Source organism: Pyrodictium delaneyi, from assembly GCF_001412615.1.
Classification (GTDB): Archaea; Thermoproteota; Thermoprotei_A; order Sulfolobales; family Pyrodictiaceae; genus Pyrodictium; species Pyrodictium delaneyi.
In genome coordinates, this window is sequence record NZ_CP013011.1 from 772,654 (window position 1) to 799,141 (window position 26,488).

At 56.2% G+C, this 26,488-nt stretch carries 26 protein-coding genes; 16 read left to right on the forward strand and 10 right to left on the reverse strand.

Going from position 1 to position 26,488, the window contains the following annotated elements:
- Positions 1–76: 76 nt before the first annotated feature.
- From Pyrde_RS04005 to Pyrde_RS04035, 7 genes are all read left to right on the forward strand, one after another.
- Positions 77–1,060, forward strand: coding sequence for an MreC domain-containing protein (locus Pyrde_RS04005; RefSeq protein WP_055408416.1), 984 nt, complete (start codon positions 77–79; stop codon positions 1,058–1,060).
- A 19-nt stretch (positions 1,061–1,079) separates the two neighbouring features.
- Entirely contained in the window at positions 1,080–1,811 is a 732-nt protein-coding gene (locus Pyrde_RS04010; RefSeq protein WP_055408418.1) for a hypothetical protein, read from the forward strand.
- 374 nt (positions 1,812–2,185) lie between these two features.
- Positions 2,186–4,174: a multiheme c-type cytochrome gene (locus Pyrde_RS04015; RefSeq protein ID WP_055408420.1), complete on the forward strand. Its 1,989-nt coding sequence runs from the start codon at positions 2,186–2,188 to the stop codon at positions 4,172–4,174.
- 172 nt (positions 4,175–4,346) lie between these two features.
- Positions 4,347–6,245, forward strand: a complete 1,899-nt coding sequence (locus tag Pyrde_RS04020; protein ID WP_055408422.1) for a hypothetical protein — start codon at positions 4,347–4,349, stop codon at positions 6,243–6,245.
- Between the two features lie 105 nt (positions 6,246–6,350).
- Positions 6,351–7,619 (forward strand): cytochrome c3 family protein, encoded by a 1,269-nt coding sequence (locus Pyrde_RS04025; protein ID WP_180385427.1) that lies wholly within the window; start codon positions 6,351–6,353, stop codon positions 7,617–7,619.
- Between the two features lie 54 nt (positions 7,620–7,673).
- Positions 7,674–8,420: a hypothetical protein gene (locus tag Pyrde_RS04030; RefSeq protein WP_055408426.1), complete on the forward strand. Its 747-nt coding sequence runs from the start codon at positions 7,674–7,676 to the stop codon at positions 8,418–8,420.
- A gap of 323 nt (positions 8,421–8,743) precedes the next feature.
- The gene (locus Pyrde_RS04035; protein WP_055408428.1) at positions 8,744–9,829 is read left to right on the forward strand and encodes a TIGR04084 family radical SAM/SPASM domain-containing protein; all 1,086 of its coding nucleotides are present in this window, start codon (positions 8,744–8,746) and stop codon (positions 9,827–9,829) included.
- On the opposite strand, the gene purB is transcribed toward Pyrde_RS04035, so the two are convergent.
- From purB to sucC, 6 genes are all read right to left on the reverse strand, one after another.
- A complete protein-coding gene (purB, locus tag Pyrde_RS04040) occupies positions 9,826–11,229 on the reverse strand; it encodes an adenylosuccinate lyase (protein WP_055408430.1) in 1,404 nt (467 codons plus the stop codon). The two genes, Pyrde_RS04035 and purB, sit on opposite strands and share 4 nt — an antisense overlap.
- 88 nt (positions 11,230–11,317) lie before the next feature.
- Positions 11,318–12,751 (reverse strand): NAD(P)/FAD-dependent oxidoreductase, encoded by a 1,434-nt coding sequence (locus tag Pyrde_RS04045; protein WP_082419461.1) that lies wholly within the window; start codon positions 12,749–12,751, stop codon positions 11,318–11,320.
- A complete protein-coding gene (locus tag Pyrde_RS04050) occupies positions 12,751–13,767 on the reverse strand; it encodes an adenylosuccinate synthetase (RefSeq protein WP_055408434.1) in 1,017 nt (338 codons plus the stop codon). The genes Pyrde_RS04045 and Pyrde_RS04050 overlap by 1 nt, the downstream gene beginning before the upstream one ends.
- Before the next feature lie 125 nt (positions 13,768–13,892).
- Positions 13,893–14,477 (reverse strand): hypothetical protein, encoded by a 585-nt coding sequence (locus tag Pyrde_RS04055; protein WP_055408436.1) that lies wholly within the window; start codon positions 14,475–14,477, stop codon positions 13,893–13,895.
- A gap of 413 nt (positions 14,478–14,890) precedes the next feature.
- Entirely contained in the window at positions 14,891–15,760 is an 870-nt protein-coding gene (gene sucD, locus Pyrde_RS04060; RefSeq protein ID WP_055408438.1) for a succinate--CoA ligase subunit alpha, read from the reverse strand.
- A complete protein-coding gene (sucC, locus tag Pyrde_RS04065; protein WP_055408440.1) occupies positions 15,757–16,914 on the reverse strand; it encodes an ADP-forming succinate--CoA ligase subunit beta in 1,158 nt (385 codons plus the stop codon). The genes sucD and sucC overlap by 4 nt, the downstream gene beginning before the upstream one ends.
- 312 nt (positions 16,915–17,226) lie before the next feature.
- On the opposite strand from sucC, the gene cyaB reads away from it, so the two are divergent.
- Both cyaB and Pyrde_RS04075 read left to right on the forward strand, forming a co-directional pair.
- Positions 17,227–17,796, forward strand: coding sequence for a class IV adenylate cyclase (cyaB, locus tag Pyrde_RS04070; RefSeq protein WP_055410707.1), 570 nt, complete (start codon positions 17,227–17,229; stop codon positions 17,794–17,796).
- Positions 17,797–17,891: 95 nt separating this feature from the next.
- Positions 17,892–18,071 (forward strand): hypothetical protein, encoded by a 180-nt coding sequence (locus tag Pyrde_RS04075; RefSeq protein WP_055408442.1) that lies wholly within the window; start codon positions 17,892–17,894, stop codon positions 18,069–18,071.
- A gap of 261 nt (positions 18,072–18,332) precedes the next feature.
- Here the strand turns inward: Pyrde_RS04075 and Pyrde_RS04080 are convergent, their stop codons facing one another.
- Together Pyrde_RS04080 and pyrD are read right to left on the reverse strand one after the other, a co-directional pair.
- Entirely contained in the window at positions 18,333–18,752 is a 420-nt protein-coding gene (locus Pyrde_RS04080) for a CBS domain-containing protein (RefSeq protein WP_197272741.1), read from the reverse strand.
- A gap of 129 nt (positions 18,753–18,881) precedes the next feature.
- Positions 18,882–19,913 carry a dihydroorotate dehydrogenase PyrD gene (gene pyrD / locus Pyrde_RS04085; RefSeq protein ID WP_082419462.1) on the reverse strand — a complete coding sequence of 344 codons (1,032 nt, stop codon included), beginning with the start codon at positions 19,911–19,913 and terminating at the stop codon, positions 18,882–18,884.
- Here pyrD and Pyrde_RS04090 point away from each other — a divergent pair.
- The 4 genes from Pyrde_RS04090 (at position 19,885) to Pyrde_RS04105 (ending at position 23,132) form a co-directional block, all read left to right on the forward strand.
- Positions 19,885–21,357, forward strand: coding sequence for a hypothetical protein (locus Pyrde_RS04090; protein WP_231656793.1), 1,473 nt, complete (start codon positions 19,885–19,887; stop codon positions 21,355–21,357). The two genes, pyrD and Pyrde_RS04090, sit on opposite strands and share 29 nt — an antisense overlap.
- A gap of 118 nt (positions 21,358–21,475) precedes the next feature.
- Positions 21,476–21,895 (forward strand): 5-(carboxyamino)imidazole ribonucleotide mutase, encoded by a 420-nt coding sequence (gene purE / locus Pyrde_RS04095; protein ID WP_055408446.1) that lies wholly within the window; start codon positions 21,476–21,478, stop codon positions 21,893–21,895.
- Between the two features lie 58 nt (positions 21,896–21,953).
- Positions 21,954–22,370: a hydrogenase nickel incorporation protein HypA gene (gene hypA / locus Pyrde_RS04100; RefSeq protein ID WP_055408448.1), complete on the forward strand. Its 417-nt coding sequence runs from the start codon at positions 21,954–21,956 to the stop codon at positions 22,368–22,370.
- A gap of 6 nt (positions 22,371–22,376) precedes the next feature.
- Positions 22,377–23,132 carry a P-loop NTPase gene (locus tag Pyrde_RS04105; RefSeq protein ID WP_055408449.1) on the forward strand — a complete coding sequence of 252 codons (756 nt, stop codon included), beginning with the start codon at positions 22,377–22,379 and terminating at the stop codon, positions 23,130–23,132.
- Positions 23,133–23,150: 18 nt separating this feature from the next.
- On the opposite strand, the gene Pyrde_RS04110 is transcribed toward Pyrde_RS04105, so the two are convergent.
- Positions 23,151–23,588, reverse strand: a complete 438-nt coding sequence (locus Pyrde_RS04110) for an RNA-binding domain-containing protein (protein WP_055410713.1) — start codon at positions 23,586–23,588, stop codon at positions 23,151–23,153.
- Between the two features lie 373 nt (positions 23,589–23,961).
- Between Pyrde_RS04110 and Pyrde_RS04115 the strand changes: the two genes are divergently transcribed.
- Complete coding sequence (locus Pyrde_RS04115; RefSeq protein ID WP_055408451.1) at positions 23,962–24,465, forward strand: hydrogenase maturation protease; 504 nt, start codon at positions 23,962–23,964, stop codon at positions 24,463–24,465.
- 224 nt (positions 24,466–24,689) lie between these two features.
- Here the strand turns inward: Pyrde_RS04115 and Pyrde_RS04120 are convergent, their stop codons facing one another.
- On the reverse strand, positions 24,690–25,625 hold the full coding sequence (locus tag Pyrde_RS04120) for a molybdopterin-dependent oxidoreductase (protein ID WP_055408453.1): 936 nt from the start codon (positions 25,623–25,625) through the stop codon (positions 24,690–24,692).
- 219 nt (positions 25,626–25,844) lie between these two features.
- Between Pyrde_RS04120 and Pyrde_RS04125 the strand changes: the two genes are divergently transcribed.
- Together Pyrde_RS04125 and Pyrde_RS04130 are read left to right on the forward strand one after the other, a co-directional pair.
- Complete coding sequence (locus Pyrde_RS04125; RefSeq protein ID WP_055408455.1) at positions 25,845–26,084, forward strand: AbrB/MazE/SpoVT family DNA-binding domain-containing protein; 240 nt, start codon at positions 25,845–25,847, stop codon at positions 26,082–26,084.
- Complete coding sequence (locus Pyrde_RS04130) at positions 26,029–26,475, forward strand: PIN domain-containing protein (protein ID WP_055408457.1); 447 nt, start codon at positions 26,029–26,031, stop codon at positions 26,473–26,475. Before Pyrde_RS04125 ends, Pyrde_RS04130 begins: the two co-directional genes overlap by 56 nt.
- Positions 26,476–26,488 lie beyond the last annotated feature (13 nt).

The following is a 26,488-nucleotide window of genomic DNA, read 5'->3' on the forward strand; positions in this document are numbered from 1 at the left end:
TTCGGAGCCACCGATATTAAGTACTTCTAAACAGAGAGCTACACGATAAGCGGCGAGTGTAGCGAGGAATCCGGCGTTGGAGCGCACGAGCCTCGTAATTCTGGTGCTACTTGTAGCTCTGGCAGCCTCGAATGCTGCCTGGGTGACGCTCTACAGCCATAGCAAGTACAATACGGAGAACCTACTTGAGGAGAATCAGAGGCTGAGTCGGCAGCTAGAACTACTTGCCAACAAGGTTAAGGAATTAGATGAGAATAATACGAGACTTTTGCTCCAGCTCCGTGACATCAGTACTCGCTATCAGCGGCTCCTCGGTCTACTACAGCAAGCTAATAGCACTATAGCTAATGCAGCTGTAGTGGCAAGGCTAATCGAAAACCTCAACACAAGCCTAACAACACTCTACACCTACACGAATACACATGCCTACTACACTCCGCGCGTGCGCAGCCTCTTCACACCAGGCTCTGTAGCAGACCTAGTAATGGCGATAACAGGGCACCCAGTTTACACCCAAGGCTCAGCACTCCAGGATATGGAGAAGCTCTACGACTGGGTCCAGGAGAACATACAAGACGCGCCGGACCATAACTTCGTTGCCGTGAAGGACCCGGAGTACGTGGAGATAGGTGGCTCCAAGTACATCTACAGCTTCCAGATAGACATAGTAGACAACTATATACAGTCACCGTCAGAGACCCTACAACGCATGGCCGGTGACTGCGAGGACCAGTCGATACTGCTAGCGTCCATGTATAAGATCTACTTAGGAGACGTTGGTGATGCATGGGTTCTCTGCATGTTCTCGGATAAGTACGACCACTGCGTAGCAATAGCGTGGATCGGGCCTGAGAAGACCTTCATACTTGCAGATCCCACGCTAGACTACTACGGCAAAGCTGAGAGCCTACGTAGTGTTCTCGATGACTGGCTAGGATACGTGGGCATGTCCATGGAACAGGTACGCAGGATGGTGGCGTTCAACAACAAGGAGTACATCGAGGATGTACCTTACAATGTCATTCACACAATTGAGGAGAAGACCCTTGGTCAAGGCTAGATGTCCAAGGTGATAATCCATGCATCGCGTAGCTGCAGTCCTAGCCCTACTACTTATAGCAAAACTAGCTGTAATCGCGCCAGCACAGGCCGCGGAAAGACTGGAAGTCAAGATATATCATGCAGAGCTAGGCCCCTTCATACAGACACTCGCAGACGGCCGCCGGATAATGGTGAAGATAGACGTCTACTTCCCCGACACGCTTGTCTACCGTGGCCCCGAGGAGGGTCTTGGCACAGTAAACTTCACAATAACTACTAACTGGACTGGTCCCTGGGACGGCATAGTAACGGTACAAGTAGTCGACCCAGGCTACCACATTGATCCAACTACGTTCAAGCCCGTCGAGTCGGTGAATGCGTGGGCTGAGGGCGGCGACACGGTTGGTACTGGGGCGCTCCACATAGCTAGTGGCGCCTATACGGGCAGCGTCAAGAACATGACCGTGGTGTTGAGGCCCCACGAGCGCTACTTTACTGCTCCTAGTGGCGAGTACACGGCACAATACTTCTTCAAAGCCCGGCTAGCATTCTTCAAGCCTGATGGCAGCAAAGTGCTGGGAGGCGATGTGAACATCTACACGGATAGCGAAACAGCACCAATGATCAAACTGATAGTAGTCAAGGAACCCGAAGCTGGGGGCGACAATAGGCTGGCAGGCTCTATAGCACTAAATGCTGGTATAGCAGCGGCAGTAGTAGCTGTAGGCTACGCTGTAGTAGAGTATCTTGTGAGGCGTAAACGAGGCTAGACCCCGGTCTTTTTGACAACCAGTCGTACATAATGCCTGGGTATGTCCTTGGTTTCTCGGCCACAATATTCCATTGTAAAGCCTCCAGAATCCTACCATGCCCTTGTAGTCTTTGTCGCTGCTATGTCTCCCTCGGAGCCCCTAGTGTGCTCTAAACTGGGCTATCACTGCATTGTGTAGCATCATTTAATCTTTGTAAACTTATTCTAAGCTATTCTAGGGTTTTCATGTGTTAAAATGACTGCTCAGTACCAGGACGGAGACAAACTTTTATTGATGCATCAAATATCTCGCTCAACGTAAAAATAATAAATTAAATTTAAATAACATGTAGAACTCACATTGAAGCTGGACAAGCAGTGTAAGGTGGGAGGATGCAAAAACCCTTAGCCAAGATTGTAGTCTTTTGGGTAATAGCACTCTTCCTCCTTCCCAGCATAGCACCCCTAGCAAGAGCAGCAACCTACAGCTGGGGCGAAGAGATCAGCCTCTCAGGTGTACAGCTAACAACAGAGTCTAAGGACTGTGTAGAGTGCCACATGCGTGCTACACCCTTCATAGTATACGACTGGTATAAGAGCAAGCACCGCATGGTCGGCGTAGGCTGCTACGAGTGTCACAGTGCTAAGCCCGGAACAAGGCCCGACGTCTACGAGCACTACGGCTACTACATAACAACCCTAGTGACGCCCAAGCAGTGTGGCCGCTGCCACCCCGCAATAGCCGAGGAGTTCCAGAAGAGCGTCCACGCGTTCGCCGGAGTACACGCCTACGTGCTGAAGGAGGAGCCAGCCTACTGGATGATCCTAGCGAAGCAGTTTGGCTGGGACGAGCACTTCAAGGTGCCAGCCGAGTATATCGAGACGGAGTGGGTACCTAAGATAGTGCGTGACTTCGTCGGCGATCAGAATTACGGTAAAGTCGTGCTAGAAGAGGATCCAACCAACGCTATAATCCCGTACAACCCGCTTGGCCTAAGTATTGACAACTACGTTGCCCAGAAGGCCCTCTACATCTGGGGTATACGCGGCTGTCTAGGATGCCACGGCGTACGTATGGACGTCAAGGACGCGTTTGCCTTCCCGAGTCTAGACGAGCTAATGCAGTACATGAAGGAGGGCAAGGCTCCCGAGAAGGTAGTGTATGACCCGGCGTTCATGCACAACCACGGTATCGGCCGCGTGAACCCTGACGGCAGTCTAGGCAGCTGTGAGGCATGCCACCCGTATCACGGCTTCAGCGTAAAGATAGCCAGGAAGGGCGCCTACCAGGCATGTGGCCGCTGCCACACGGGACCAGACCATCCGAACGACGAGCAGTGGAGTAAGAGCGTACACGGCGCCATATTCTGGGGCGAGGCCGAGGACTGGGACTGGGACAAGCCTGTCAACAACTGGATGCCAGGCCGCGACTACAGGGCACCCACATGTGTAACCTGCCACATGGCTGCAGTGTTCAACGAGCGTGGCGAGGTCAAGTATGCTAGCAGCCACGACGTAGCCATAATCAGCAAGTTCAAGCTAGGCAAGTGGGTATACACTCTACCGCGTGTAGCTGGCCTGCCAGATTTCGCAATACCGACAGCCACAGCGACCCAGGCACCTGTATTCAAGAGCCCGACAACAGGCGACACGATAACACTAGTCTACCCAGAGCCCGACTGGAAGGCACGCAGACAGAGAGCAATTGACATGTGTGCCCAGTGCCACACCAAGGAGTACGCGGCGGCATGGTTGAAGACCTACGACTGGATGATCATACTAGTAGACTACATGAGAGACGAGTACGTACTAACCGTAGCCAACATGCTGAAGGCAAAGGGTCTATTCACACCAATGGACGAGTGGATGGTGAGAAACCTAGGTGCTATGGCCAATAGGCCCACTAAGATGTCTGCAGCACACTTCGGCCCCGACTTCACCTGGTGGGAGGGCATAATGCACTTCGCTGAGAAGATAGAGGAGTGGCTAATCGATGTATACGAGAGGCCTGCTGTAGCCAAGAAGGCGCCAGAGATACGCGAGAAGATCGAAGAGATACTGCCATGGTTCAAGGAGCAGTGGGAGGGCGAGGGCAGCACTGGCACAGTACACAGCCTTGCAGAGGTGAAGACAGCTATCGCTAAGGCCGTCGAGGCGCCGAGCATAGAGGCCTATGCTCAGAAGGTAGAGACCCTAGAACCGCCAGCAAAGCCGCTAGTAGCCAAGGCGCCGGTGAAGACCCTAGGTGAGGTCAGCGAGTTCAGCCTAACACTGCCAGGCAGCGATGCTAGCCGCGAGGTGCCGGTAGCAGTATTCGCGGTGTTCCCGGCAGCACCTCTACTACTAGTCTTCGTATCCAGAAAGCGCGCTGTAGCAGCATAAGCTGGGCAAGGGGGAGAGACTAGACCACCCGGTGATTTTTCTTCTCCTCCAAGACCTCTTTGAATCCCTCCTTCTCGTTTCCGGCTCTTTCGCTCCGCCGGAAGATAACGTACCTAACTTTATCAAGGAGCTGTATGGCTTTGGAGACTAATATGGGGTTAGGGGAGACCAGTTGTACTGGGAGCCAGCACTTTACCTAGCTCTCTCGGCTGAGGCGATCGCAGCAGCCTACGCGGTAGGTAGGGGGATGCGAGAGGGGTATGATAGACCCTTCGAGACTGGACCGGTATACCGTGTAGGCCTCGTGCTTACGGCGGTTTCTTTCCTGCTCGCGCTACGCTTCGACGTAATGGTGACTGTGCCTAGTCTCATGCTGCTCGCGTCTAGTCTAGCAGTCCTCGCGGGAGCCCGGCTACGGTTGAGAATGAGTCCAGTTGAAGCACTAGCCTCCACCATAGCCTTTTACTCGTTCGCTCTAGCATCGCTCGCTGCCCGTGCAGCAGTGCTCGACCTGGATCCACGTGGTGAAGCACTACTTCCGTGGGTTCTGTTAACGCTGGCGGCTGGCTGGGGCCTACTAGCGGCATTGGTAACCATGAGCGAACCCCAGAGGAGCATTGCTGCAGTCATGGGTCTACTTGGCGGTGTAGGACTGGCGGCTCTAGGTTTCTGGCTGCTCTTCAATACTAGGATCGGATCGCCGCTTTACGGGGACGCACTCAGTATGGCTCTGCTCGCGCTGCTAGTAACTGGTGCTGCCATTGCTTCAAGGTTATCCCCATACCTGGTGCTGGCATCCGGCGTGATTGCGGCTCTCCTCGCGGGCCGCTCGCTTCTCGCGGGTGGTGTCCCCTACATAGCTTGCACAGGTAGCTGCGGCTCCCTGGCCACGGCATGGCTCATATTCGTCATAGTCGTGGCCGCGCCTCGGCTATACCTCGAAGCCGAGACGGTACGTGGAAGGATGCGTGCTGCTGGGCTGGAGACAGTGTTCTCGCCCTCCACACTTGCCTCGGCTTCGGTGCTGCTGGCGGGACTAGCTGCATGGGCTTCACTTCAAGGCTCGTTGAGCATAGGTACCGTAGCTGCTGTGAGCGTATTAGTGGCCTCAGCTGCTGCTGGCGGGGGCTCTGCTTCGGCGCTTGTGCTATTCCTAGGCGCTATAGCTGCTATCTACAGTCCCGCACTAGGCATAGTGGTTTCTGCTATAGCGGCTGTTGCGGTTCCAGCACTGCTACGGAACCAGCGACTAGGTCCATTAAATCCCCCTAAGGGCCTCGTGTACGGGCTATTGCTGGTGGTCATTGGGCTTGCTGCAGGAGGCTACATAGCAGCTACGCTTGGTCACAGTATGCAAGCTGAAGCCTCGATAACAGTAGCTGGGCTTGGGCCCGCTAAGCTAGTGCAGCCGCCAAGCGACGAGGTGACGCACGCCTTCTTCCAGCTCTATCTCGGCGTCAAGAACGAGACATTGCTATACGCGCTACTCGCGCCGAAGCTGGGCAAAGATGAGGCACTAAAAATGGTTGAGTTTGCTCATGCCGTCCGCTTGGCAGCTGAAAAGCGTGGGATAAACGACCCCTATAACATAACCGAGCTTGATATACCTCGTAAAATGCCTAGCCTCGAGACCAGGATCGAAACCAATGGCGTATCAGCGACAGTGAATGTACCGGCTTCAAGTATACTCTACGGCCATCCATACACTAGCGGTGTCGAGAGGGCCGGGCTTGACCTCGTATCCGTCACGCTGCCTAGCAATGTCACTAAGGCATTGACTGATATCTACCTCCGCTTAGTCTCTGATCCAAAGCTAGCTGGTGATGATGCTCTTCGCTACACGATATTTGCCGCAATGGCTGTAAGCTGGAGAGAAACGGGCACCCTGAATATGACGGCGCAGCTGATCTTCGATTCGTTGCTCGGTAACAATACTGTGGCTAACCACGTGTCTTCGGAGGTTAGCGTCGCAAGAGCCTCGTTAGGCGTTATTGCCCTAGTTGTCTACATGGGGTGCCTGGTTGCTGCTCCTGTCGCACCACTTCTGGTCAATGTTCGTAGAAGCGGCTAGATAATTAATTGTTTAGGTTGAATGTATCGATTTTTTTAAGACAAAGGCTAAAAGCTATTGTAAATGCTCTTTCCTATAAAACTGGTGGAGGGAGGCGAGGCTACAGTGGACACCACGAAAGCCGCCAGGACGCTGATAATAGTAGCGGTATTTCTAGTAGCACTCTTTGCTTACTGGCAGCTGACAGTGCCAGGATACTTTAAGGGCGTAGAGTTATGTGGCAAAGGCTGCCACGTGACCAGCGTCCTCGACTACGAGAAGATAAACCACCCCTTCTGGTGTATAGGCTGCCACGGGTTCGGCGTAAAGAGCGAGATCCTGCCCGGGATCCCGCTCTACCGGGACCACGAGCTAGAGATGCTAGTGGAGGAGCACGGCGAGTGCCTAATGTGCCATCGTGTACCCGGAGAGTTCCACTGGAAGCACATTAACGCAACTGAGGAAGACCTAGCCAAGCTAGAGCTAATGCGCCCGGTACAGTGTACAGATTGTCACACCACAGCCTACCATGGAGGTCACAAGGACAGGCCAAAGGATGACGTATGTCTAAAATGTCACGATGCCGAGAAGCTTCATCCAGATATGAATAAAAAATTGGTCGCAGCTTGCACCAAGTGCCACTCTGAGGAGCCTGCTGTAGACTGGGCGATTTTCAAGAAGGGTCAGATAGGCTACGGGTTTGTAGCTGACGCAGGCCTAGCACTTGCAGCAGACCTCGGCGTAGTGAAAACAACGGCCCCGGGCTGTCTCCTTTGCCACAATATACCGGAGACACAGGGTCACCTAAAACACATGGGCAAAGAATACAATGGTAAACGGGTAGAGTGTCTAGATTGTCACAAGAATGATATACCCCATGGCGAGAAGATAGGAACGAACGTATGTCTCGACTGTCATAATCCCAAGGAGACTAAATGCCATGACAAGGGCTTTGAGGAGTTCCTACTAGACTGTTACCGGTGCCATGGCGGCTTCGCGCTGGCTAATGAGACGCTCTACCTGGCCGGCAAAGGCTGTGAAGGCTGTCACGGCGACACTCTCGAGAAGGTTGTAGGCATAGGGCTACACTCTAGCCACATACCCTACTATGCGTGCAGCAAATGCCATGACGTTGAATCGGGAAGCCATAGCCGATTCGTAGAGTCTGCAAGCGATCCAGAGAAGTGCCTCGACTGCCACACGAAGGCCGCAGGAGTCAAGTCTGAGGCGCTTCAGGGACTGAGAACTAGTACAGCCCTATCATTCAGCGAAGACATTAGACATGTAGAGCTAGTGGAGAAGGCTAAAGGCAATTGCCTCAAGTGCCACGACGAGTGGCATGTGGCAGGCAAGCCTAGGATAATCTACGGCAAGAGTAAAGGGGAGGGAAGCTAGTCATGTACATTCTCATTCCTCTTAGAAGTGTGGATAGGAGGTGGCATGTAAACCTTGAGTGTTGTCAGGGCTGAGGCTGAAGGGGGACGGGCCCCTAGCTGGCTAGAGGAACACATGTGGCGCCGCTTACGCGCACTATTCGACTTGGTACTTCAGCTCAGCGTTCTCAGACGTCGCCGCGACCTAGGTGAGTGGCTTGTAGCGTGGCTGACTTACCTAGGTCTTGTTGGCGCTATACTTACAGCAATAATAACAGCAGCCACCCGTGGTGTAGTGCTTGCAGCTAATACGGTCCTAAGGCCTCATGCACTTCCTATAATCAGCCCAGCGCTCGAGAAACTGTTCATAAGCTGGCCACAGCTAGCAATAGGTATGGGTTATCATGCGCATATAATCACAGCGCTATACTTTGCAGCACCAGCCTATACAGCAGCTCTAGTAGCAGCCTTCCTGCTAAAGGACGAATGGCTGCGCAGCTTCCTATTCCCGCGAGGAATTAACGCTAGGGACGTCTCCGACCACTTGTTGCTAGTGCTAAGCTTCCTCACAGCCTGGGCTGCGGCAGTAATAGCGCCACAGATGGCGGCTGAGGGTGCACTGGTGCCCGGGCTACAAGCACTTGCACCACACATCGCTATAGGAACCTTCTGGATAATCTACTCGCTAGCGATACGCGGACTAGCCTACCGTGTAGTAGGCACAGCGCTGACACTGCTATACGTGGTTGTATTCAATCGCTACCCGGAAAGAGTGTTCAGAGATATCTTTGAAGAAGATCCATGGGTAAGCCTACTACGCTAATAATACTCCACAAAACCATAGTTTTTTGACATCATATTCGGCATTATAATAGACTCTGTGCTAATTCCGCTTCTTTCTCACTCCATAACCTGTACCTTACCCCAGAGCCTGCCTACTCGCTCAGTATAAGGACTATGGATGCCCGAGACATTATGGAGCGTTTGTTGCCGCTGTAACCCGCCGTCTTGGGCTAGTATACGGTCTTGTAGCTGTAATGACCGCCTCTAGGCTATAAACCTACAGTAGCGGCATTAGCTCCTCTTCTCCTGGGATGAAGGCTCCGGGCTGGCTAGCGTCTAGCGCCGAGGAAGGGCTGCTGGGCTATGCTCTGGTTCGTGTTGACAACTGGGGCTTGCAACTTGCGCTGCCAGTACTGTGGCGGGGGGTTTCCCCCAGAATACTCGCCCCCTCGTCCAGTATATGGGGCCGAGAAGCTCGTAGAGTCCATCAGACGGCTAGACCCGGATCCGGTGATCTTCTTCTACGGCGGAGAGCCACTAGTTAACCCGAAGCTGATAATGGAGGTTATGGATCTCCTGCCGGAGGCCCGTTACGGGATACAGACCAACGGGCTACTCTACCGCCAGCTCCCCGAGGAGTACTGGGCCCGGTTCCACCGCGTCCTGCTCAGCATAGACGGCGTCGAGGAGATCACTGACCGGTGGAGGGGCCGCGGCGTCTACCGCCGCGTACTGAAGGCCCTAAGGTTCCTCAGAGAGCTGCAGAGGCGCCGAGGAGGCCCCGGGGCTGTCATAGCCAGGATGGCGGTGACCCATGACACGGTTATCGACAGAGATGTGCTGCACCTCCTCCTGGACCTTGGTTTCGACAAGGCTCACTGGCAGCTTGACGCGGTCTGGAGCCCGCCGTGGCCCATAGGCCGCTGGGCTAGGGAGAGTTACCTCCCGGGGCTAAGGAGGCTCGCAAAGTGGGTTGCCGAGAAGCCCTGGGAGAGGCTCAGCCGGGTGGTCCCCTTCCACGGGATAGTCTCAGCGCTCTACAATGGGGGCTACCGCTGGTACCCTTGCGGCGCCGGCCGTGACGCAGTGGCGGTGAACACCGACGGGAGGATACTCGCCTGTCCTATCGCGGTTCGCGAGGAGTGGGCGGTGCTGGGCCGGCTGGGCGAGTGGAGAGGCCAGCTAGCGCATCCGAGACTTCTCCCAGAGCGATGCCGGAGGTGCAGCTACCTCCCGCTATGCGGAGGCCGTTGTCTCTACGCTCAGATGGAGGACGCGTACTGGCCTCGGGAGCTGCTAGAGGAGCTGGACTGGGTCACCCGGAGAACCATCGACATCGTCCTATCGGTGGTAGTGCCAGCGGTGGAAAGAGCCCTGGAAAAAGGGCTTATGGAGCCGTCTAGCGTCTATTACGATCCGCTCGAGGAGTCGACGGAGGTTATCCCCTAGAGCTCGCACTTTTCCAGGACTTCGTCGGCGTAGTAGACTGCTTGCTGTACCAGGTACTTCACGGGGCCTAGGTAGCGGCGGGGGTCGAGTTCCTCGTAGAGCCGGGATAGGCCAAAGTACTTGCCCACTCTGGGGTCCTCAGCGGCGACCTCGTAGAGGGGCTTCCCCGTCTTAGCGGCCTTTTCGGCGAGTTCTTTGGCAATCCGATAGGCATCAGGCCGTTTCATCCCGAGCTCTCTTATCAACAGGTTCATCAACGCCTCAGCCATTATTGCACCTCTACTCTTCATGAGATTTTCATACATTCTCTCCGGGCTCCAGCGGAGCCGGAGTATGAGGTTCCAGGTATCGTCGAGCATCTGGTCGATCGTCAGCAGTAGATGTGGTATGATTATCCTCTCCGCGCTACTGTTGCTTAGGTCACGCTCGTGCCAGAGTACTATGTTTTCGAGGAACGCGGTGACGAGGCTCCGGGCTACCCGGGCTAGCCCGCTTATCCTCTCAGCAGTTACAGGGTTTGCCTTATGCGGCATAGCGCTACTACCTAGCTTGCCGGTGCGGTCTTCCCACATCTCCATTATCTCGGGCCTTGCTAGCTCCCGTATCTCGGTAGCAAACCGGTCTAGCTGGCTCGCAAGGATGGCGAGCACGGAGGCTAGCTCGGCGAAGCCGTCACGGGGCGCGACCTGAGTAGTTATGATGTGGGGCTCTAGGCCTAGCTGCTCGCAGACGATCTCCCTTATCCTGAGCCCCTTACGGCCCCACGCGGCCATTGTGCCGACCGCGCCACCTATCTTGGCCCGGAGTACCCTCTTCATAGCGCTACAGAGTCTCTCGTAGCTCCGGGCTAGCTCGTACGTGTAGTTTGCGAACTTGAAGCCCAGGGTGATCGGGAGTGCGTGTTGCCCGTGTGTACGCCCGACCATGACTACGTCTACGTACTCCTCGGCGCGGGTGGCGAGTGCCTCGATTATCTTGGCGAGCTTGCTCTCGATTATCACCAGGGCGTCGCGAAGCGTGAGCGCCCACGCCGTGTCTATGATATCGTTGCTCGTCGCCCCATAGTGGACCCACCGTGCTACCTCATCGCCACCCTTCTCTGCAAGCAGCTCTACGAGCGCTATGACCTCGTGCCCCGTCTGCTTTTCCCTCTCCGCGACCTCTTCCGGTGTTATCTTCTTCGCCGCTTCTCGGATCTTCTCCGCAGCCTCGGGTGGCGCTAACCCGACCTCGACGAGAGCGTCCATGAGCGCTATTTCCACTAGTATCATATTGCGGAGCATTTCGCGGCGCGATAACACGTACTTCATCTGAGGGCTACCGTAGCGCCAATCAAAGGCACAGACAGAGTTAGGACAACTTTCATAGAATGTATCTTCGCTGGGCTCGAACCTGCTCAAGGCCGGCTAGGCACCTCCATACCAGTAGAGAAACTGAATCACCATACATAATCCTGCACTAACCTCGATGTGTACTACTACGATGGTTCTAGTCTTGAATCTCTATGGGGAGCTGTACCTCGGCACCAAGCCTCTCTGCAGCCCCCCTGGCTGCAAGATAGCCGGTAGCGGCGGCCACGTTTATCCCCCGGCTGAGGCCGGCCCCGTCTCCGGCAGCGTATAAGCCGGGCAGGTTTGTCTCCATCGAAGGCGTCTGGACGCGGACACGTAGCGAGTAATACTTTACTTCAGGAGCGTAGAGCAGCGTATGCTTGCTCCAGACGCCTGGTGCTAAGTCATCTAGTCTCTCGAGTCCCTCCAGTATGTCGGTGAGTATTCGGTAGGGCAGAGCCATCCCTATGTCGCCGGGCGTAGCCTCCCGGAGCGTCGGCTCCACTACACTCCTCTCTATCCGGTCCCTTGTGCTCCTCCGGCCTGCTAGCAGGTCGCCGAGCCTCTGGACGAGGGGCTCGCCGCCGCCAAGCTTAGTAGCCATCCTGGCTATGCTCCGGCCGTACTCCAGCGCGTCCTCCATAGGGTCTGTAAGCTTTATAGTCACGAGGAATGCGAAGTTCGTATTCATGCTCTTCCTCGTGGCGAAGGTCTCCCCGTTTACGCCCACTAGCCCGTCGCCGTAGACCTCCTTGACTACGTAGCCGCCCGGATTGGTGCAGAACGTTCTTACACGATCATCAAACGTCCGTGTATGGAATATAATCTTGGGATCCCAAACGATGCTCGTAAGCGGCTCCATCACCCGGTAAGGAACCTCTACCCTCACGCCAACGTCCAGGGGTCCTGGCTCTGTCTCTAGGCCTATGCGCCGCGCCTCTCGGGCTAGCCAACTCGCCCCGCTACGCCCCGGAGCCAGGATGACCGTCTTGGCCTCAAGCTCGCCTCGGCTCGTCTTCAGCAGGTAGCCGCCTCCCGGCCGTGGCTCTACATGGAACACCCTCGTCAGTGTGTGGATATTGACGCCCTTTTCCTCCAGGTAGACGGTCATAGCCTCTATGACCTTCACAGTATTCTCGGTGCCCATGTGCCGCTGTCTTATCGGGATAAACTTGGCTCCCGCCCTTATTGCCTTCCTCTCTAGCTCCGAGACCCGGGAAGGGTCGGGCTCGAACAACCGGTCCCTGGGTGCACCAAAATAGAGGAACACCCGGTCTACGAGTTCAATCAGTTTCTGCGCCTCCTCCCAGCTGCCCAGGAGGCGATGTAGCTCACCACCCACGTCGGGCCGTAGGTTGATAATCCCGCTGCTAAGTGTCCCAGCGCCGCCGATACCCTGCATTATGGAGCAAGGCTTGCAACCCGCACAACGCCCCGTCTCGCGTAGCGGGCAACGTCTCTGGGAGGCCCGTAGCCCTTCGTCTATCAGTGCTACTCGTAGCCTGCCACGCCTGGTCTCCTCGGCGAGGGCTAGTGCGGCGAAGAGGCCGGCGGGCCCAGCACCCACTATAGCTACGTCGTAGTCCGGCATTACTCCATCCCCTTCTCCCTGGAGAGGTCTATTGTGCATTCTACGTCCTCGCCGGTCCCGATCAACGTTACTGGGATCCCTAGCTTATCCTCAACCTCCTCTATCCAGACTCGGGCCTCCCTGGGCAGCTCCTCCCAGCTCCTCCGGCACCGGGCTTCGGGGAAGACGCGGTCGATCTTCGTCAGCGCCATGTCTGTGGCGGTGTTCGCTCGTATTGCTCTCTCGGCTAGCTCGAGATTGAAAGGTGCAACCCGCCGAGGCCTCCCGGTGACAGTCCCGTACTCGGCCCAGCCAAGCTCTACGGCCTTCTCGTGGGGCAGCTCGCCGGGCAGCGGCCCGGCTCCGACCCGGGTCACGTAGGCCTTGAAGACTACTGTTATCCTCTCAACGCTGCGGGGGCCGAGGCCTAGCTCGCTTAACGCGGCAGCGGCTGTGGTGTCGCGGCTCGTCACGTAGGGGTAAGTGCCGTGGTAGAGGCTGAGCCAGTAGCCCTGCGAGGCCTCCACGAGGAGTAACTCACCCTGGTCAAGAGCCTCGAGCATCTCGAGCTGGGTATCGGTAACCAGGTCCTCTAGCTCAGGATAGTCGCGGGCTAGCCGGAGCCGGCGGAGCACACGGTCAACCATTGCAGTGCCTACGCCGGTCCCCGTTGAGCCTATCCGCTTCATGAGGTGTTGATCGCTCCTCTCACGGGTCACGTGCTCCGAGGTTATAATGCCCGTCTTGTAGTCTAGCCATATCCTGCCCCGGAGCCCGAGAGCCTCGACCTCTGAGAGGAAGACCTCGAGGTCAACCAGTGCGCCACGGGCTATGTAGAGCCGGGTCTCAGGGTTGAGGAAGCTGCTCGGAGAAGCGCGGAGCTTCCAGACCCGCCCCCGGTGTACAACGGTGTGGCCAGCATTCGTGGCGCCGGTGCGGGCGCTCCCCCAGGGCCTCCGGGATAGAGCGAGGTATGCGGCTATCCGGCCTTTCCCCTCGTCACCGAAGAAGCCGCCGACCACTATGTGCACAGGCACAGGGTTCCCAAGCTCTTGTGTTAAGGAGGCGACTCAGCACTCTATATAACATTTTCTAATGTGGTCTACCAGAACACCTTTTTACATCAACTGATTGAATAATGAAATGTATTGGTACACCAAAGTCAACACCTAAACTTTATACCATCTCCTTCGTCAAAAACGTAGGTTATACCAGTGGGGTGCAGCTCACGACATCTAGCTAAAGCCCTTGCAATAATGTTGGCCCAGTCATTGTTGGGCAATGCTGCAATACGTTCAAGAAAAGGCTCTAAATCCCTCATGAAGACTAACACGCGATGAGGCTCTGGTACATATACTATCTTAGGCCCCGGCGGCGAGGAGAGAAAACCATAACGTACCAGTAGCCTATTGGTAGTATCAAGGAGAGCTAAGTCGGAGCGCCTAAGCTTCTCGATAAGATCTCGGAATCTATAGGGAAGCTTCTCTAATATCTGCCGAAGATTATCAAGTTCCTCGTCATGGGCTAGAAGCAGCGCTCTCACATAATGCCGCGGCTCATCGACAAGCCTCTTACCCGGAATAGGTTCAACAGCCAGGTAGGCAAGCTGGAGATTTTGCTCCCCGCTACCATTGGAGGAGACGAGCAGACAAACGTTATAGAGCCCGTCACTTAGTATGACGGGCTGTTCTATATCCAACTCTATCTTACGCCAAGGAGATACTAGAGCCTCTGACCTGTGAACCAATTAGTCCACCCCCATTCTACGGGGTGCGTGCTGTCCGTGGAGCCGCTCGCGGCTCCACGCAGACGCACTTCGCAGACTACTGCCGCGAATCACGGCAGTTGGAAAGATCAAGGGGTTTTGTCCTAAACCGGGTATTACTGGTCAATAGAAGCCTATTATAACTCTAGTGTATTGGTAGTATATTCTGCTAGATGCGTAACCTTAATACCTAAGGAGCGGTAGAGGGCATGGTGTAGTTTTCCACGTGGATTACGGGATCAATATTGGGCTGTCTCTAAGCATTCGATGGTACTCTCCACAGAAGCAGGGTTATGTGCATTGTCTTAGCGGCTATAACTACTAATGGTTGGATATAGTAGTTAGAACGAAATGTCGCGAACAACTATGCGGGGCGGAATGAAAGACATGGCCTCCTATAGGGTTTTGGCGAGAAGCTTTGGTATGTCATATGGTGTCTGCGCCAATTGGACACCTGCAGCCCGCAGAGCCTCTACTTTCTCCCCGTAACTCCCGGAGCCCATGGATATTATTGCGCCTGCATGGCCCATCCTCTTGCCTGGGGGTGCTGTCTTCCCGGCAATGTATGCTACTACCGGTTTAGTGAATAATCCTTCTCTAATCATCCTAGCAGCCCGCTCTTCCATGTCGCCACCTATTTCGCCTATCAATACCAATGCTTGTGTTTCAGAATCCTTCTCGAGCATCTCCATGGCCTCGGCTAGGGTTAGACCAACCACGGGGTCACCGCCCACACCAATGACGATTGACTGGCCTATTCCTTCCCTGGTCATTGCCGCTGCGACCTCATATGTTAGGGTTCCGCTACGGCTAAGTACTGCTACATGACCAGGAGCGAATACATCTCCAGGCATTATCCCTATCTTGGTTTTCCCTGGGGCTATTATGCCGGGTGTATTTGGGCCAATGATTACTGTGCCCTTCCTACGGGCGTAGTCTATAAAGAGCATTGTTTCTTGTACCGGTATATGCTCTGTGATAACTACTATCAGTCTTAGGCCGGCGTCTATGGCCTCGTAGACGGCGTCAGCAGCTGCAGGAGCGGGGACGAAGACTATACTAGCCTCGGCATCATGCATCTTCACTGCTTCCTCAACAGTATCGTAGACAGGCACCCCGTGTACAGTCTCGCCGCCTTTGCCGGGTGTGACTCCTGCCACAACTCTAGTGCCATACTCTAGCATTAGTCGTGTATGAAACCGGCCTTCACGTCCCGTAATCCCCTGTACTACTACGCGTGTTCTGCGATCCACTAGTACAGTCATCTTATCCGCCTCTTTCCTGCAAGTTCTATTGCACGATCCACAGCCTCAACTGGGTCATTGTAGACCTCAACCCCGGCTTCGGCTAGAATACGTCGTCCTTCGCTTTCCTTGGTTCCAGCGAGTCGTACTACAAGTGGTTTCCCTAGGTCTAGCTCGTGGAGCGCCAAGACTATACCTTGAGCTACTTCGTCACACCGAGTTATACCGCCGAATACGTTCATGAGTATACTTCTTGACTTCGTGTGGCTGGCTAGGAGGGCGAGCGCCGCTCTTACTCTATCAGCGGAGGCTCCTCCTCCAATGTCAAGGAATACAGAGGGCTGACCCCCACGCTCGTAAACTAGATCCATAGTAGCCATTGTCAAGCCTGCTCCGTTGCCTACTACGGCTACACCTTCCCGCCCAAGCTCAACTAGAGGTAGGCCAAGCTTCTGTGCCCGAGTCTCGAACTCAGTATACTCTCCCGTCACACTGAGACCACGATCTCCTAGCCCTGGATGACGATTCAGCGCGTTATCATCTACAATTACCTTTGCGTCAAGTGCGACTAGCTGGTCTCCTACAACAGCGAGCGGGTTAATCTCTACGAGTTCAGCATCAAGCATCTTCCATGCTCGGTACAGCGCGAGAGCAATTGCTTCAAAGCCTCTTAGTAGGCGGCCTCGTAGCCCTAGCGAGAGTCCAACTCGCCGTGCCACGTAGCCTCGTAGCCCCAACCACGGGTCAATAACAGCCCGAATTATTGCCTCAGGTCTTCTCTTGGCGACTTCTTCTACCTCGACACCGCCCTCTCGTGAAGCCAGTAGTACTGGTCTCCTAGCAGCACGGTCCAGTGCTATGGCCAGGTAGAGTTCCAGCTTATGCTCTAAGGCCTCCTCGACTAGGATATGATGCGGCGATAACCCGTGAATAGGTGTCTCGAAGAGCTTCTTAGCGGCATCTACGGCTCCGTCGATGCTTGAGGCGAACAGTATGCCGCCTGCCCGGCCTCGGCCTCCCACCAGTACTTGGCTCTTTACGACAAGCGGTGGTTGTAGTCCAGCTTCTCGAATCCTCTCTGCAATATTTTCGCCACGCCTAACGATGACGCCACGGGGTATTGGAACACCGAGTTCCGAGAGTATTTTCTTCGACTCGTATTCGAATAGCCTCAAACGTATACACCGTAAGGAGTAGAGCTGGCCAGCTTCTGAGACAGCTCCACGAAGGAGTAGGCTAGAGCAACTATAATAGTTAAACCTTGTTTATGATGTGAAAATGTGTTGACTCTATTGCTCTGCTATTATGCGTATGTGTCGTGCAGCTGCATAGATTGAGTAATTGTACTGCATTGTTATGTATTATGTTGTGTATTGTAACAGCATAAGCTATACCGTATGTGCACAGAACCTACTCAATCCCGGCGGCTGCTGAGTAGACGTTACACTTCTATGGCTAAATTGCTGGAGCTAGCCCCGGGGGTGCGCATGGCGGCTAGTGTCGAGGTAGAAGCTAAGCTCCAGCTAGCCAGCTGCAAGGAATTAGAGGAGGTCCGCTCTAGGCTCGAGGAGCTGGGTGCTGTTCACGAGGAAGAAGTGGTCGAGGAGGATACCTACTTCCAGCACCCGTGCCGCGACTTCGCCGAGACCGACGAGGCCCTACGGCTCCGCATCGTTGGCGGTAAGGCCGAGCTAACATACAAGGGGCCAAAGAGGATAGTCGGGGGATCTAAGGCACGCGCCGAGTACACAACCAGCGTCGGAGACCCGGCAGCGGCGACCCGCATCCTAGAGAGCCTAGGGTTCCGTCCAGTAGTGGTGGTTCGGAAGACTCGCAGCTACTACCGGCTCGGCGATGTGTCTGTCTCCCTTGACAGGGTTGAGGGCCTCGGCTGCTTCCTAGAAGCAGAATACAAAGGCCAGGGAAGCGCCGAGCAGGCCTCGCAGTTCATCGAGGAGGTTCTCGAAAAGCTCGGCATAGCCACTAGGAAGCGCATCTACAAGTCCTACCTCGAGCTCCTACTAGAGAAGATGAAGGCACAGGGAGCAGAGCCATAAACTATATAACAACAGCGTCCCGTAATAGATGTGGATATTGTGTTTCCGGGGCTGCTTACTGACGGTGACTGGGTGCCGGGCCGGCCTAGAGGATCTTGACGGCTACCTACAGCTATACTACAGCTTCTCCCCGGAGCTACGGGAGAGGCAGGGGTAGCGGCCTCCACAGCATAGAGGAGTACCGCGAGGAGGCACGAGAACATCTCGAGAAGGATGTGTTTTCTGGCAGAGGATGTGGGAAGCGAGTCGACTTTGTGTTTATCAGAGCGGGCTAGCTCATACTTAGAGGCTGGGTGGCATCTGAGGCGCTTCGCCGGTGGATCCAGAAGGCTAGAGGAAATAGCAAGTTAGTGGATAGCAGGTATACTGCTACTGCTAGGCTGGTAGGGTGCTCACATGGCTGACGCAGACTCAGACAACCAATGAAGCATGGGTGGGGAGGACGTCCGTAGTGCTTGGCGGGAGAGGGCTAGGTGCTGTTGAAGGCCGTTTAGCTGCTAGCTGAGCAGCGGGGAGCGGGGGTGCTCGCATAGCGTCTAGCCGGGAACACATAGTTGTTGCTCTGCTGCCTCGATCCTTACAAGGTCCCTCATACTGATAATTCCGACGGGTTTTCTATCCATAACCACCGGTACATGACGTATGTTATGGCGCAGCATCTTGCAGAGAATGCCGACAAGAGATTCGCCCGGCTCTGCGGTGACTAGCTTTCGCGTCATGACCTTTTCCACCGGTGTATCCGGGTCCACACCCTCCGCTACTATCCGTACCAGGTCGCGTTCAGTGAGGATGCCTACGAGGTTCCCATGATTGTCCACCACTAGTACACTGCCAACGTTCTTCTCGCTCATGCGTTTTGCGGCGACTCGTATACTGTCGCTAGGCTTTACGGTCACGAGGCTTGAAGTCATAATGTCGCCTGCCACGTAGGAGTCTATACATTCTACGCATGACAACCTAGCAACCCCTCTATACCTGGTTTCTCGAATTGCTAATGTAGATAATGGTTAGGTGTAATGATAATGATGAGAGTGACTGTGTTGCATGCCGGTTTCATAGTGGTTGATAGATGGGCTGGAATAATTCTATTGTTTATGTGCTGCACCTACAAGTTCTTCCAGGCTCTTTACACCGACTTCATTGAGGTAGTTCTCAAGGCCTTTGACGATCTCGTCTATTACTTGCTCGCCTCTGGTCACTATAGCTGTGCCAACCTGTATTGCCCGTGCTCCTGCTAGGATTAACTCGGCGGCTGAGCGCCAGTCCTCGACGCCGCCGACACCTATTATGTCGCAGTTGTGCTCTCGGTAGACCTCATAGACGGCACGTACAGCTACCGGGTGTATCGCGGGGCCCGAGAGCCCGCCGACACGGTTGCCGAGCACCGGCCTCATAGCATACACGTCTATCGCCATTGCCCGGAGCGTGTTGATGAGCACCAGGCCCCGGGCGCCGGCTTCAAGAGCCTTGCCGGCGGCCTCTACGAGCCTGTCTACGAGACCCAGCTTAGCCAACACAGGTATCTTCACGGTAGAGGCTACTGCGGCGACTATCTCCCCGACGGTTTGGGGGTCCATGCCTAGCTCGAGGCCCCGGCCCCGGGCATGCGGACAGCTAAGGTTCAGCTCCACGGCTGCTGCACCGGCTTCCTCGGCGGCCGCGGCTAGCTCGGCGAACTCGCCTGGCTCGGAGCCCGCTATGCTGACTATGACTGGCCGTCCGAGCCTCCTGGCGGCCTTGACGAGGCTTGGTAGGCCCTCTAGGCCGGGGTTGCTGAGCCCTACAGCGTTTAGCAGGCCATAGGGCAGCGGCACGGCTATCGGCGTAGGGTAGCCCTCCCGCGGCTCCTTTGTGAATGACTTCGTGACTAGGGCTGAGGCGCCGGCTCGCGCAAGCCTCCCTAGGGCCTCTGGGCTTGAGCCGAGGATGCCGCTAGCATTCATTACCGGGTGCTCTAGCTCTAGCCCTGCCACGTGTATGCGTAGAACAGCCACTCTCAACGCCCCCGGCTTCTGGGCAGTAGGCTTGAGGGTTATGAAGAGGCATCCTGCCTGGTAGTAGAAGGACTCTACCCGGGGGCAGCCACTATTGGCCCTGAACCCTGCTGGCCGCGGCATTAACCCGGTTGAGTACTATCGTCGGCCCCGAGTGACCGAGGAGATAGCCGAGTTCCTACGAGGCCGCTGGGCAGCGGTAGAGGGCACTGGTAAACGGTGGGTCCGGTGGCTTAGCGGCCGGCCCCTCCGCGTAGACCGGCCCAGCGATGTCCCGGCTCTTGTCGAGAGGCTCCGGGGCATAGGGGTTCGTAGCTTCTATGGCACTATAGAGGTGTTCAAGAGGCTGGAGGAGAGCCGGGACGTCGAGGAGGACTACGAGGCTAACGTTCTCCGTGCAACACCATTCATAGACGTAGACATAGTGGACGAGGACCGAGTGGACGATGCATGGCGCTGTGTAGTCGAGGCGGCGGAGACTATCTACAATCACCTCTGTAGCAGCTACAATCTATGCCGGAGCATCTACATGGTCTGGAGTGGTGCTGGGATACACGTCAGGGTGAACGAGAACGCCTTCAGCAGCAAGCTGCTAGAGCAGCACCATCCCCTCGACGTCGCCTTCGCGGCCGCGGAGTATGTGCTAGAGCAGCTCGAGCCGCAGCTCCTAGACTTGATAAGGAGGTGTAAGGGCATGATAAAGATCGAGAACCTCGTAGCACCGAAGAGGGTATTCACGGCGCCGCTCAGCCTACATCGCCGCCTAGACCGTGTAGCAGTAGCTCTGGCGCCTGAGGAGCTAGGAGACTTCAGCCCCGACTGGAGCAGGCCCGAGAACCCGCACCATAACCCTCAGGCCTGGCGCCGCTACGAGAGGGGAGAAGCCGACGAGTATGCACGCCGGGCACTCGAGCGTATAGGCAAGGTCCGACATAGGACATTGATGGAGGCACGCGCCGCCAAATTATCGCTCCCCGTTCCCGAGCCGCCGGGAGGCCTCTCTCTACCGGCCGCAGTAGCGAGTGCTCCCGGCTCCCCCAGGGAGCCCGGAAGGTTCCCCGTCATGGCGCTGCTGCAGGCTGCCCGCTACTACCTCCTCACCGGGAACCTGGAGAGGGCGAAGAGCTGGGGCCTCAACCGCGCCATATTCTATGCATGGGCCAAGTACTACGGGCCAGCCCGCCGCCCCCAGCTAGCAGCCCGTGCCCACCGTTACTCCACGAGAGGGTCAACAGTGGACGAGGACGAGCTCCGCTGGGAGGAGGTGGGTGGCGAACGGGCCCAGGTCTCTCCGCGGGGCTGGTACGTGATAGGTGGTGTCGAGCAGCGCCCCGAGGACTTCGACCGCAACGTGGCTCGCAAGTTCGAGGAGGCGGGAATAAGCTTTGAGGAGGCTTGGCGGGCAGCGCTGGAGTACCTCCAGCGATTCCCTAGGAGCGTGCTGCGTGATCCTCAGCGCTTCTACAAGGAGGTCTACGAGCCTGTACGCGATCACTTCGTCGAGAAGGTATTGAAGAAAGTGAGAGAGAAGCATGGCGCGCTAGACCGGTGGCTGAGGAGAGGCTAGCCCTGTCCACAACACTTATTATCGTGGCGCGACTTGCTGCCCGACACGGCCCCATGTACTTGGCCTCGTAGCAGTATCCACTCCTCCAGATGGTTCTGCATACGCGGGGTGTGTCGAGGTGAAGTGTAAGGGCCGGGTAGCTATAGTGATTGGGAGCAAGAGCGACCTCGAGTATGCAGAGCGCGCCGAGAAGGTCCTCCGTGAGGCCGGAGTCGAGACCGAGGTACGAGTTCTAAGCGCGCACCGCGACCCCGAGGCGCTCGACCAGTACATAAAGGAGAACGATGGAGAGATAGACGTCTACATAGCCATGGCGGGGCTCTCAGCAGCACTCCCCGGCTACATAGCCTCCCGTACGGACAAGCCGGTCATTGGTGTCCCCATACCTGCGGGCCCCCTGAAGGGCGTCGACGCACTGCTCTCGATAGTCCAGATGCCCCGCGGCGTCCCGGTAGCAGGCGTCGGCATAGGGGCTGCAGAGAACGCGGCGCTGCTAGCTCTCCGCATTCTACGCGTGGCTGGAAAATGTAACGGCTAGGGGAGTACTCTTCAACCCCAGGGGTGCACCTCTCCTACTGCTTGGGTGTGCTAATCCCTTGCATGAATGGGCGCTCATACGGGCAATCATAGCAGAAGTAGAGGAAGTCGTTAAGAAGGGTTACAAGGTAGACGAGGTAACAGTATATCTTGGCGAGCTGCAAAACGTGGACAAGAGCGTAATGGAGGCATACTTAAATGAAGCTATCCCCCAGATCGCGCCCGGAGCCCAAGTGCGCTACGAGACTGAGCCTGCCCGGTTCCGCTGCCGCGTCTGTGGCCGCGAATGGGGCCTAGACGCCGTGGAGCTTGATGAAGCCACTCGAGAGGCCATACACTTCGTCCCGGAGGCCGTCTACAGCTTCGTCCGCTGCCCGTTCTGCGGGAGCCGCGACTACGAGATAACTCAGGGCCGCGGGGTACGCCTAGCCCTCGTAACCAGCCGCCGGCAGGAGGAGACCGGAGAGACGAGGTGAACTTGTATGGAGCAGTTTGGCTCAATCGACCCCCGGCTAACTGGAGCCCGGCTAATGCTCTCCAAAGTGAAGGCAGTAGTCCCGGTTATGAGCGCTAAGGGTGGCGTCGGTAAGACACTGGTAGCAGTGCTCACAGCGCTGCACGCTGCCCGGATGGGCCGCCGGGTAGGACTTCTAGACCTAGACGTGACCAGTCCATCCGCCCACATAGCGCTCGGTGTTGACCCCCAGAAGCTCCAGCCAGAGGAGCGGGACGGAGTAGTACCCCCAGATGTGGCGGGCGTCAAGTTCATGACGGTAGCGTTCTATACTTGGGACAAGCCGACCCCGCTCCGCGGCCCGGCAGTCGACGATGCTATCAGGGAGGTGCTGGCTGTCACCAATTGGGGTGAGCTGGACCTCCTCGTCGTGGACACCCCGCCGGGGCTCCGCGACGAGGCCCTTGACGTGCTCGAGTACCTTCCCAGGCCCCGCGTCTTGGCTGTTGCGACTCCGTCTCGGCTAGCCCGGGCAGGCGTCGAGAGACTACTAGCGATCCTCGAGGAGCAGGGCCTAGAGCGCTACATCGTAGAAAACATGGCTATAGGCGCAGTAGGCCTTGAGGAGCTCGCGGAGAAGTACCACGCTCGCTACCTTGGCAGGATCCGTTACGACCCCGGCGTCGAGGAGGCCCTAGGGAGCCCCGAGAAGCTATTAGACACGGACATGGCCAAGGACGTGGAGCAGATCGCCAAGAAGCTCCTAGAGGAGCTAGGGCTCTAGCAGGCTCCTTTCCGAACCCTAGTCCTCGGGCATCGGGTTTTCGTAGAGCGGCCGGCCCATACGGGTTGGAGGCGCAAGCCAGTCCACCACCGCTCTAGGGTCTCTGTGCTCGACGATGAACGTTATCGGGCCCAAGGCGGCCTCGGCATCCATGTCTACAAGGCTTACGCGGCCCACGTAGGCAGCTTGTTTGTTCAGCCGGAACACTAGCACCCCCTGGTCTATGCCGCGGAGCATGTAGCCCCGCGCAGCGTCTAGTATCCGCTCGCGGCGCAGCCTCTCATGCAGTCGGAGGAGTCCTCGGAGGCTATACGACTCAGCCACTACTAGCCGGTAGCCCCGTCCCAGGTCTTCCACCCATATCCTCTCCGGCGCGAATACGTTGAGTATGGCACGCTTAACTCTCTCTACGTCTTCTGTGGGCCGTGCTTCAGCCTCTACACGTACACGCGTCAAGCTCGGCAGCACCCCTACAACAATAGCTCGTATAGACTCTGCTCCGTTCATAGGGTATGCTTCGCGAACCCTCCTATCTACCCTCCGGGAGACATAATCAAGACGAACACAGCATAAAACTGGGGCAAAACATCCGTATAAACCTAGTCACAGTACATGGCTATGGCTCAAGATATGTACTCCCTAGTCCTCGACGATATTCTGCAGCGTCGAGCGGAGGCTTGTAAGCTAGTGTTAGAAGCCTCCATATAGATATTTCCGATAGAAGCTGTAAGCGGTTAAAGCATCTCATAGTACTCGGTTTTAGTCGCCCCGGCGTAAACACCCTCTAATCCTTTCCAAGCACTACTAGGAACACGGGCTGTGACAGATATTGAACACGGTACTCGATATACCGGCGCATATGCTCAACATCGTAAAAGATTTCGTAGATTCTAGCAGGCGGCTCGCTGTAGTTTGCCTGGGTAATGAGCTTAGAGGAGACGATATCGTCGGGAAAATTGTCTGTGAGCGTCTATCCGAGTCATGTGACGGGAAAATATACATAGTTTATGCAGGGCCGGATGCTGCCAGCATCATAGGGCTAGCGTTAGAGGGGTACAAGGTCCTAGTTGTTGACGCAGTCATTCGCAGAAAGGGTGGAATAGGAGATATTATTATTGCTACAACTGAGGAGCTAAGTGAGGATGAGAATCTGTTGCCATCAACTCACCTTCTTCCGGTAAGCAGACTTGCCAGGTATCTTGGTCCTAGACTGCTTATAGTAGGGGTTAATGTTAATCCTCGTAACCTAGGCTTGGGCGACAAAGCCTCGAAAGAAGTCGTAAGAGCGGCACGAGCTCTTGCAGACTTGCTCGCTGGGGTACTACAATGCTAGGAAGGTAAAGGTTATGCGTGGCATACGGGGAGGAAGAGGATATAATTGAGGTGATTGCAGACATGTTATTCCATATTAGCTGTAGACACTGATTAGTACTGTTTCGTGGTTTTCCGTAGTCATAGAGTTTAGCAAGGCTCGTAGTGTCCCCTTCGTCAATGAAGACCTTGTGTTTCGTGAGACTATGGGGGTGAACAGGTAAGCTCCTATTGGCTTCCGTCGTTCTAGTGCTCAGCTGCTTCTATGAGCTCTGGGTTTCGGATCTTGAACCGCTCCTCTAGCGCTACAAGGCCGCGCTCGTGGTAGCCCCTGGCCTCCCAGTAGCCGTCGGTGTAGGCTTCGAGTAGGTGTATCTCGGTGAGCCACTTGGTGTGCTTCCAGCCGTATAGCCTGGGGAGTACTAGCCTTGCTGGTGCGCCGCGATCCCGGCCGAGCGGCTTCCCCTCTAGGCCTACAGCTATGTAGCCGTGCTCAAGGGCCTCCTCAAGCGGGACGACGGAGGCATAACCCCCGGCGCTGCGGGCTAGTAGCCAGCCCTCCCAGGGCACAGAGACCCCGGCCAGGCGGAGAGCCTCGCGTAGCGGGGCGGCGAGCCAGAGCTTTCCCTCGACGCTCCAGCCTGTGACGCAGTGCATGTCGAGTACAAGCCATTCAGCGGTCTCTTCGAGGATCCTCTGGTCTATCATCGTGGTGCCCTGGGGCGTGTAGACCCTTATCGCGGCGCCGCTGGGCACTGTCTTGGGGAGCCCCTCGGCGGCGTAGGTGACGAAACGCGGTATAGCCTTCTGGCCAGCGGGCTCGCCGTCGCCGGGCTCGAGTACCGGCCGGGGAAGGTAGACGGGCGGCTCCACGGCGTCACCTACTCTCAGTACAGTGCCTTTCTCCAGACGCTCCCTGGTACTGGCGTCTATACGGGCCATGACGCTTGCGGGGAGCACGGCCGCAGCCGCTAGCACGACGCCCCGGGCCTCTACGACCCGGGCCTCGCCTCCGCTCCGCAGCGGGGTGCTATGTACCGTGAACCTCCTGCGCGCAAGCAGCTCCACGCTGTAATCCGCAGCTTCGAGCCCGTCCTCGAGGCCGAGGCCCTCACCTAGGAGGCGGAGGAGACCCTCTAGCGCAGCACGGGCCTCGTCTCGGGAGTCTATTCTGCCGGTCACACTGCAATCCGCGACCAGTATGGGCTCCTGCGCGGCTAGCCGGTTCAGGTAGGCTCTGCACCCGAGAACCTCAGCCGGCAGACCAGATCCCCTCCTAGGACCCCTGGATGAGCACCATAAACGTCTAGGTGTTCAAGCTTGTTGCAGCCCCACGCGCATCTACAGTTCCTAGTAGAAATCTTTATCTATTAGTAGGATCGTTCCCCTACTAGGGATAGCTTGGGTGAAGTGGTTAAGGTTACACGGAACTACCAGGTAACCATACCAGCTACGGTAAGGGCTAAGGCCAATATAAGGGAGGGCGACCTTGTAGAGGTGCTCTACGATGAAGAGGAAGGCGTGATCAAGATCATCCCAGTAAGGCGTAAGAGGCTCACGATAAGGCTTGGGAGGAGGATAACGGTTGAGGAGATCGAAGAGGCGGTCGAGGAACTCCTCGACGAAGCCACTTCTCCCTGACACGAATGTACTCGTCTACGAGACGGTCGAGGATAGCCCCCATCATGAAGAAGCTGCGGACATCATAGACTCTGCGGGCGAGATTATACTTTCATCGATAGTGCTACATGAGTATATCTGGGTTATGGTGAGGAAGCTTGGAGTGCCGCCAGGCTTTGTGGCCCAGAAGCTCCAAGAGTACTTCGGAGACCCTCGGACCAGGTACCTAGCAGAGCCCCCTACCGTGCTATACCAGGCTCTAAGACTGCTAGAGGAACATGATGCTAGCCCGCGCGAGGTCAACGACTATATAGTACTTGCTACAGCCATGTATCACGGCGCGGTGCTCACAACGTTCGACGAGAAGCTGAGAAAGCTAGCTAAGAAGCTGGGAGTAGAGACAGTCCCGTGACAGAGCTGGCCTT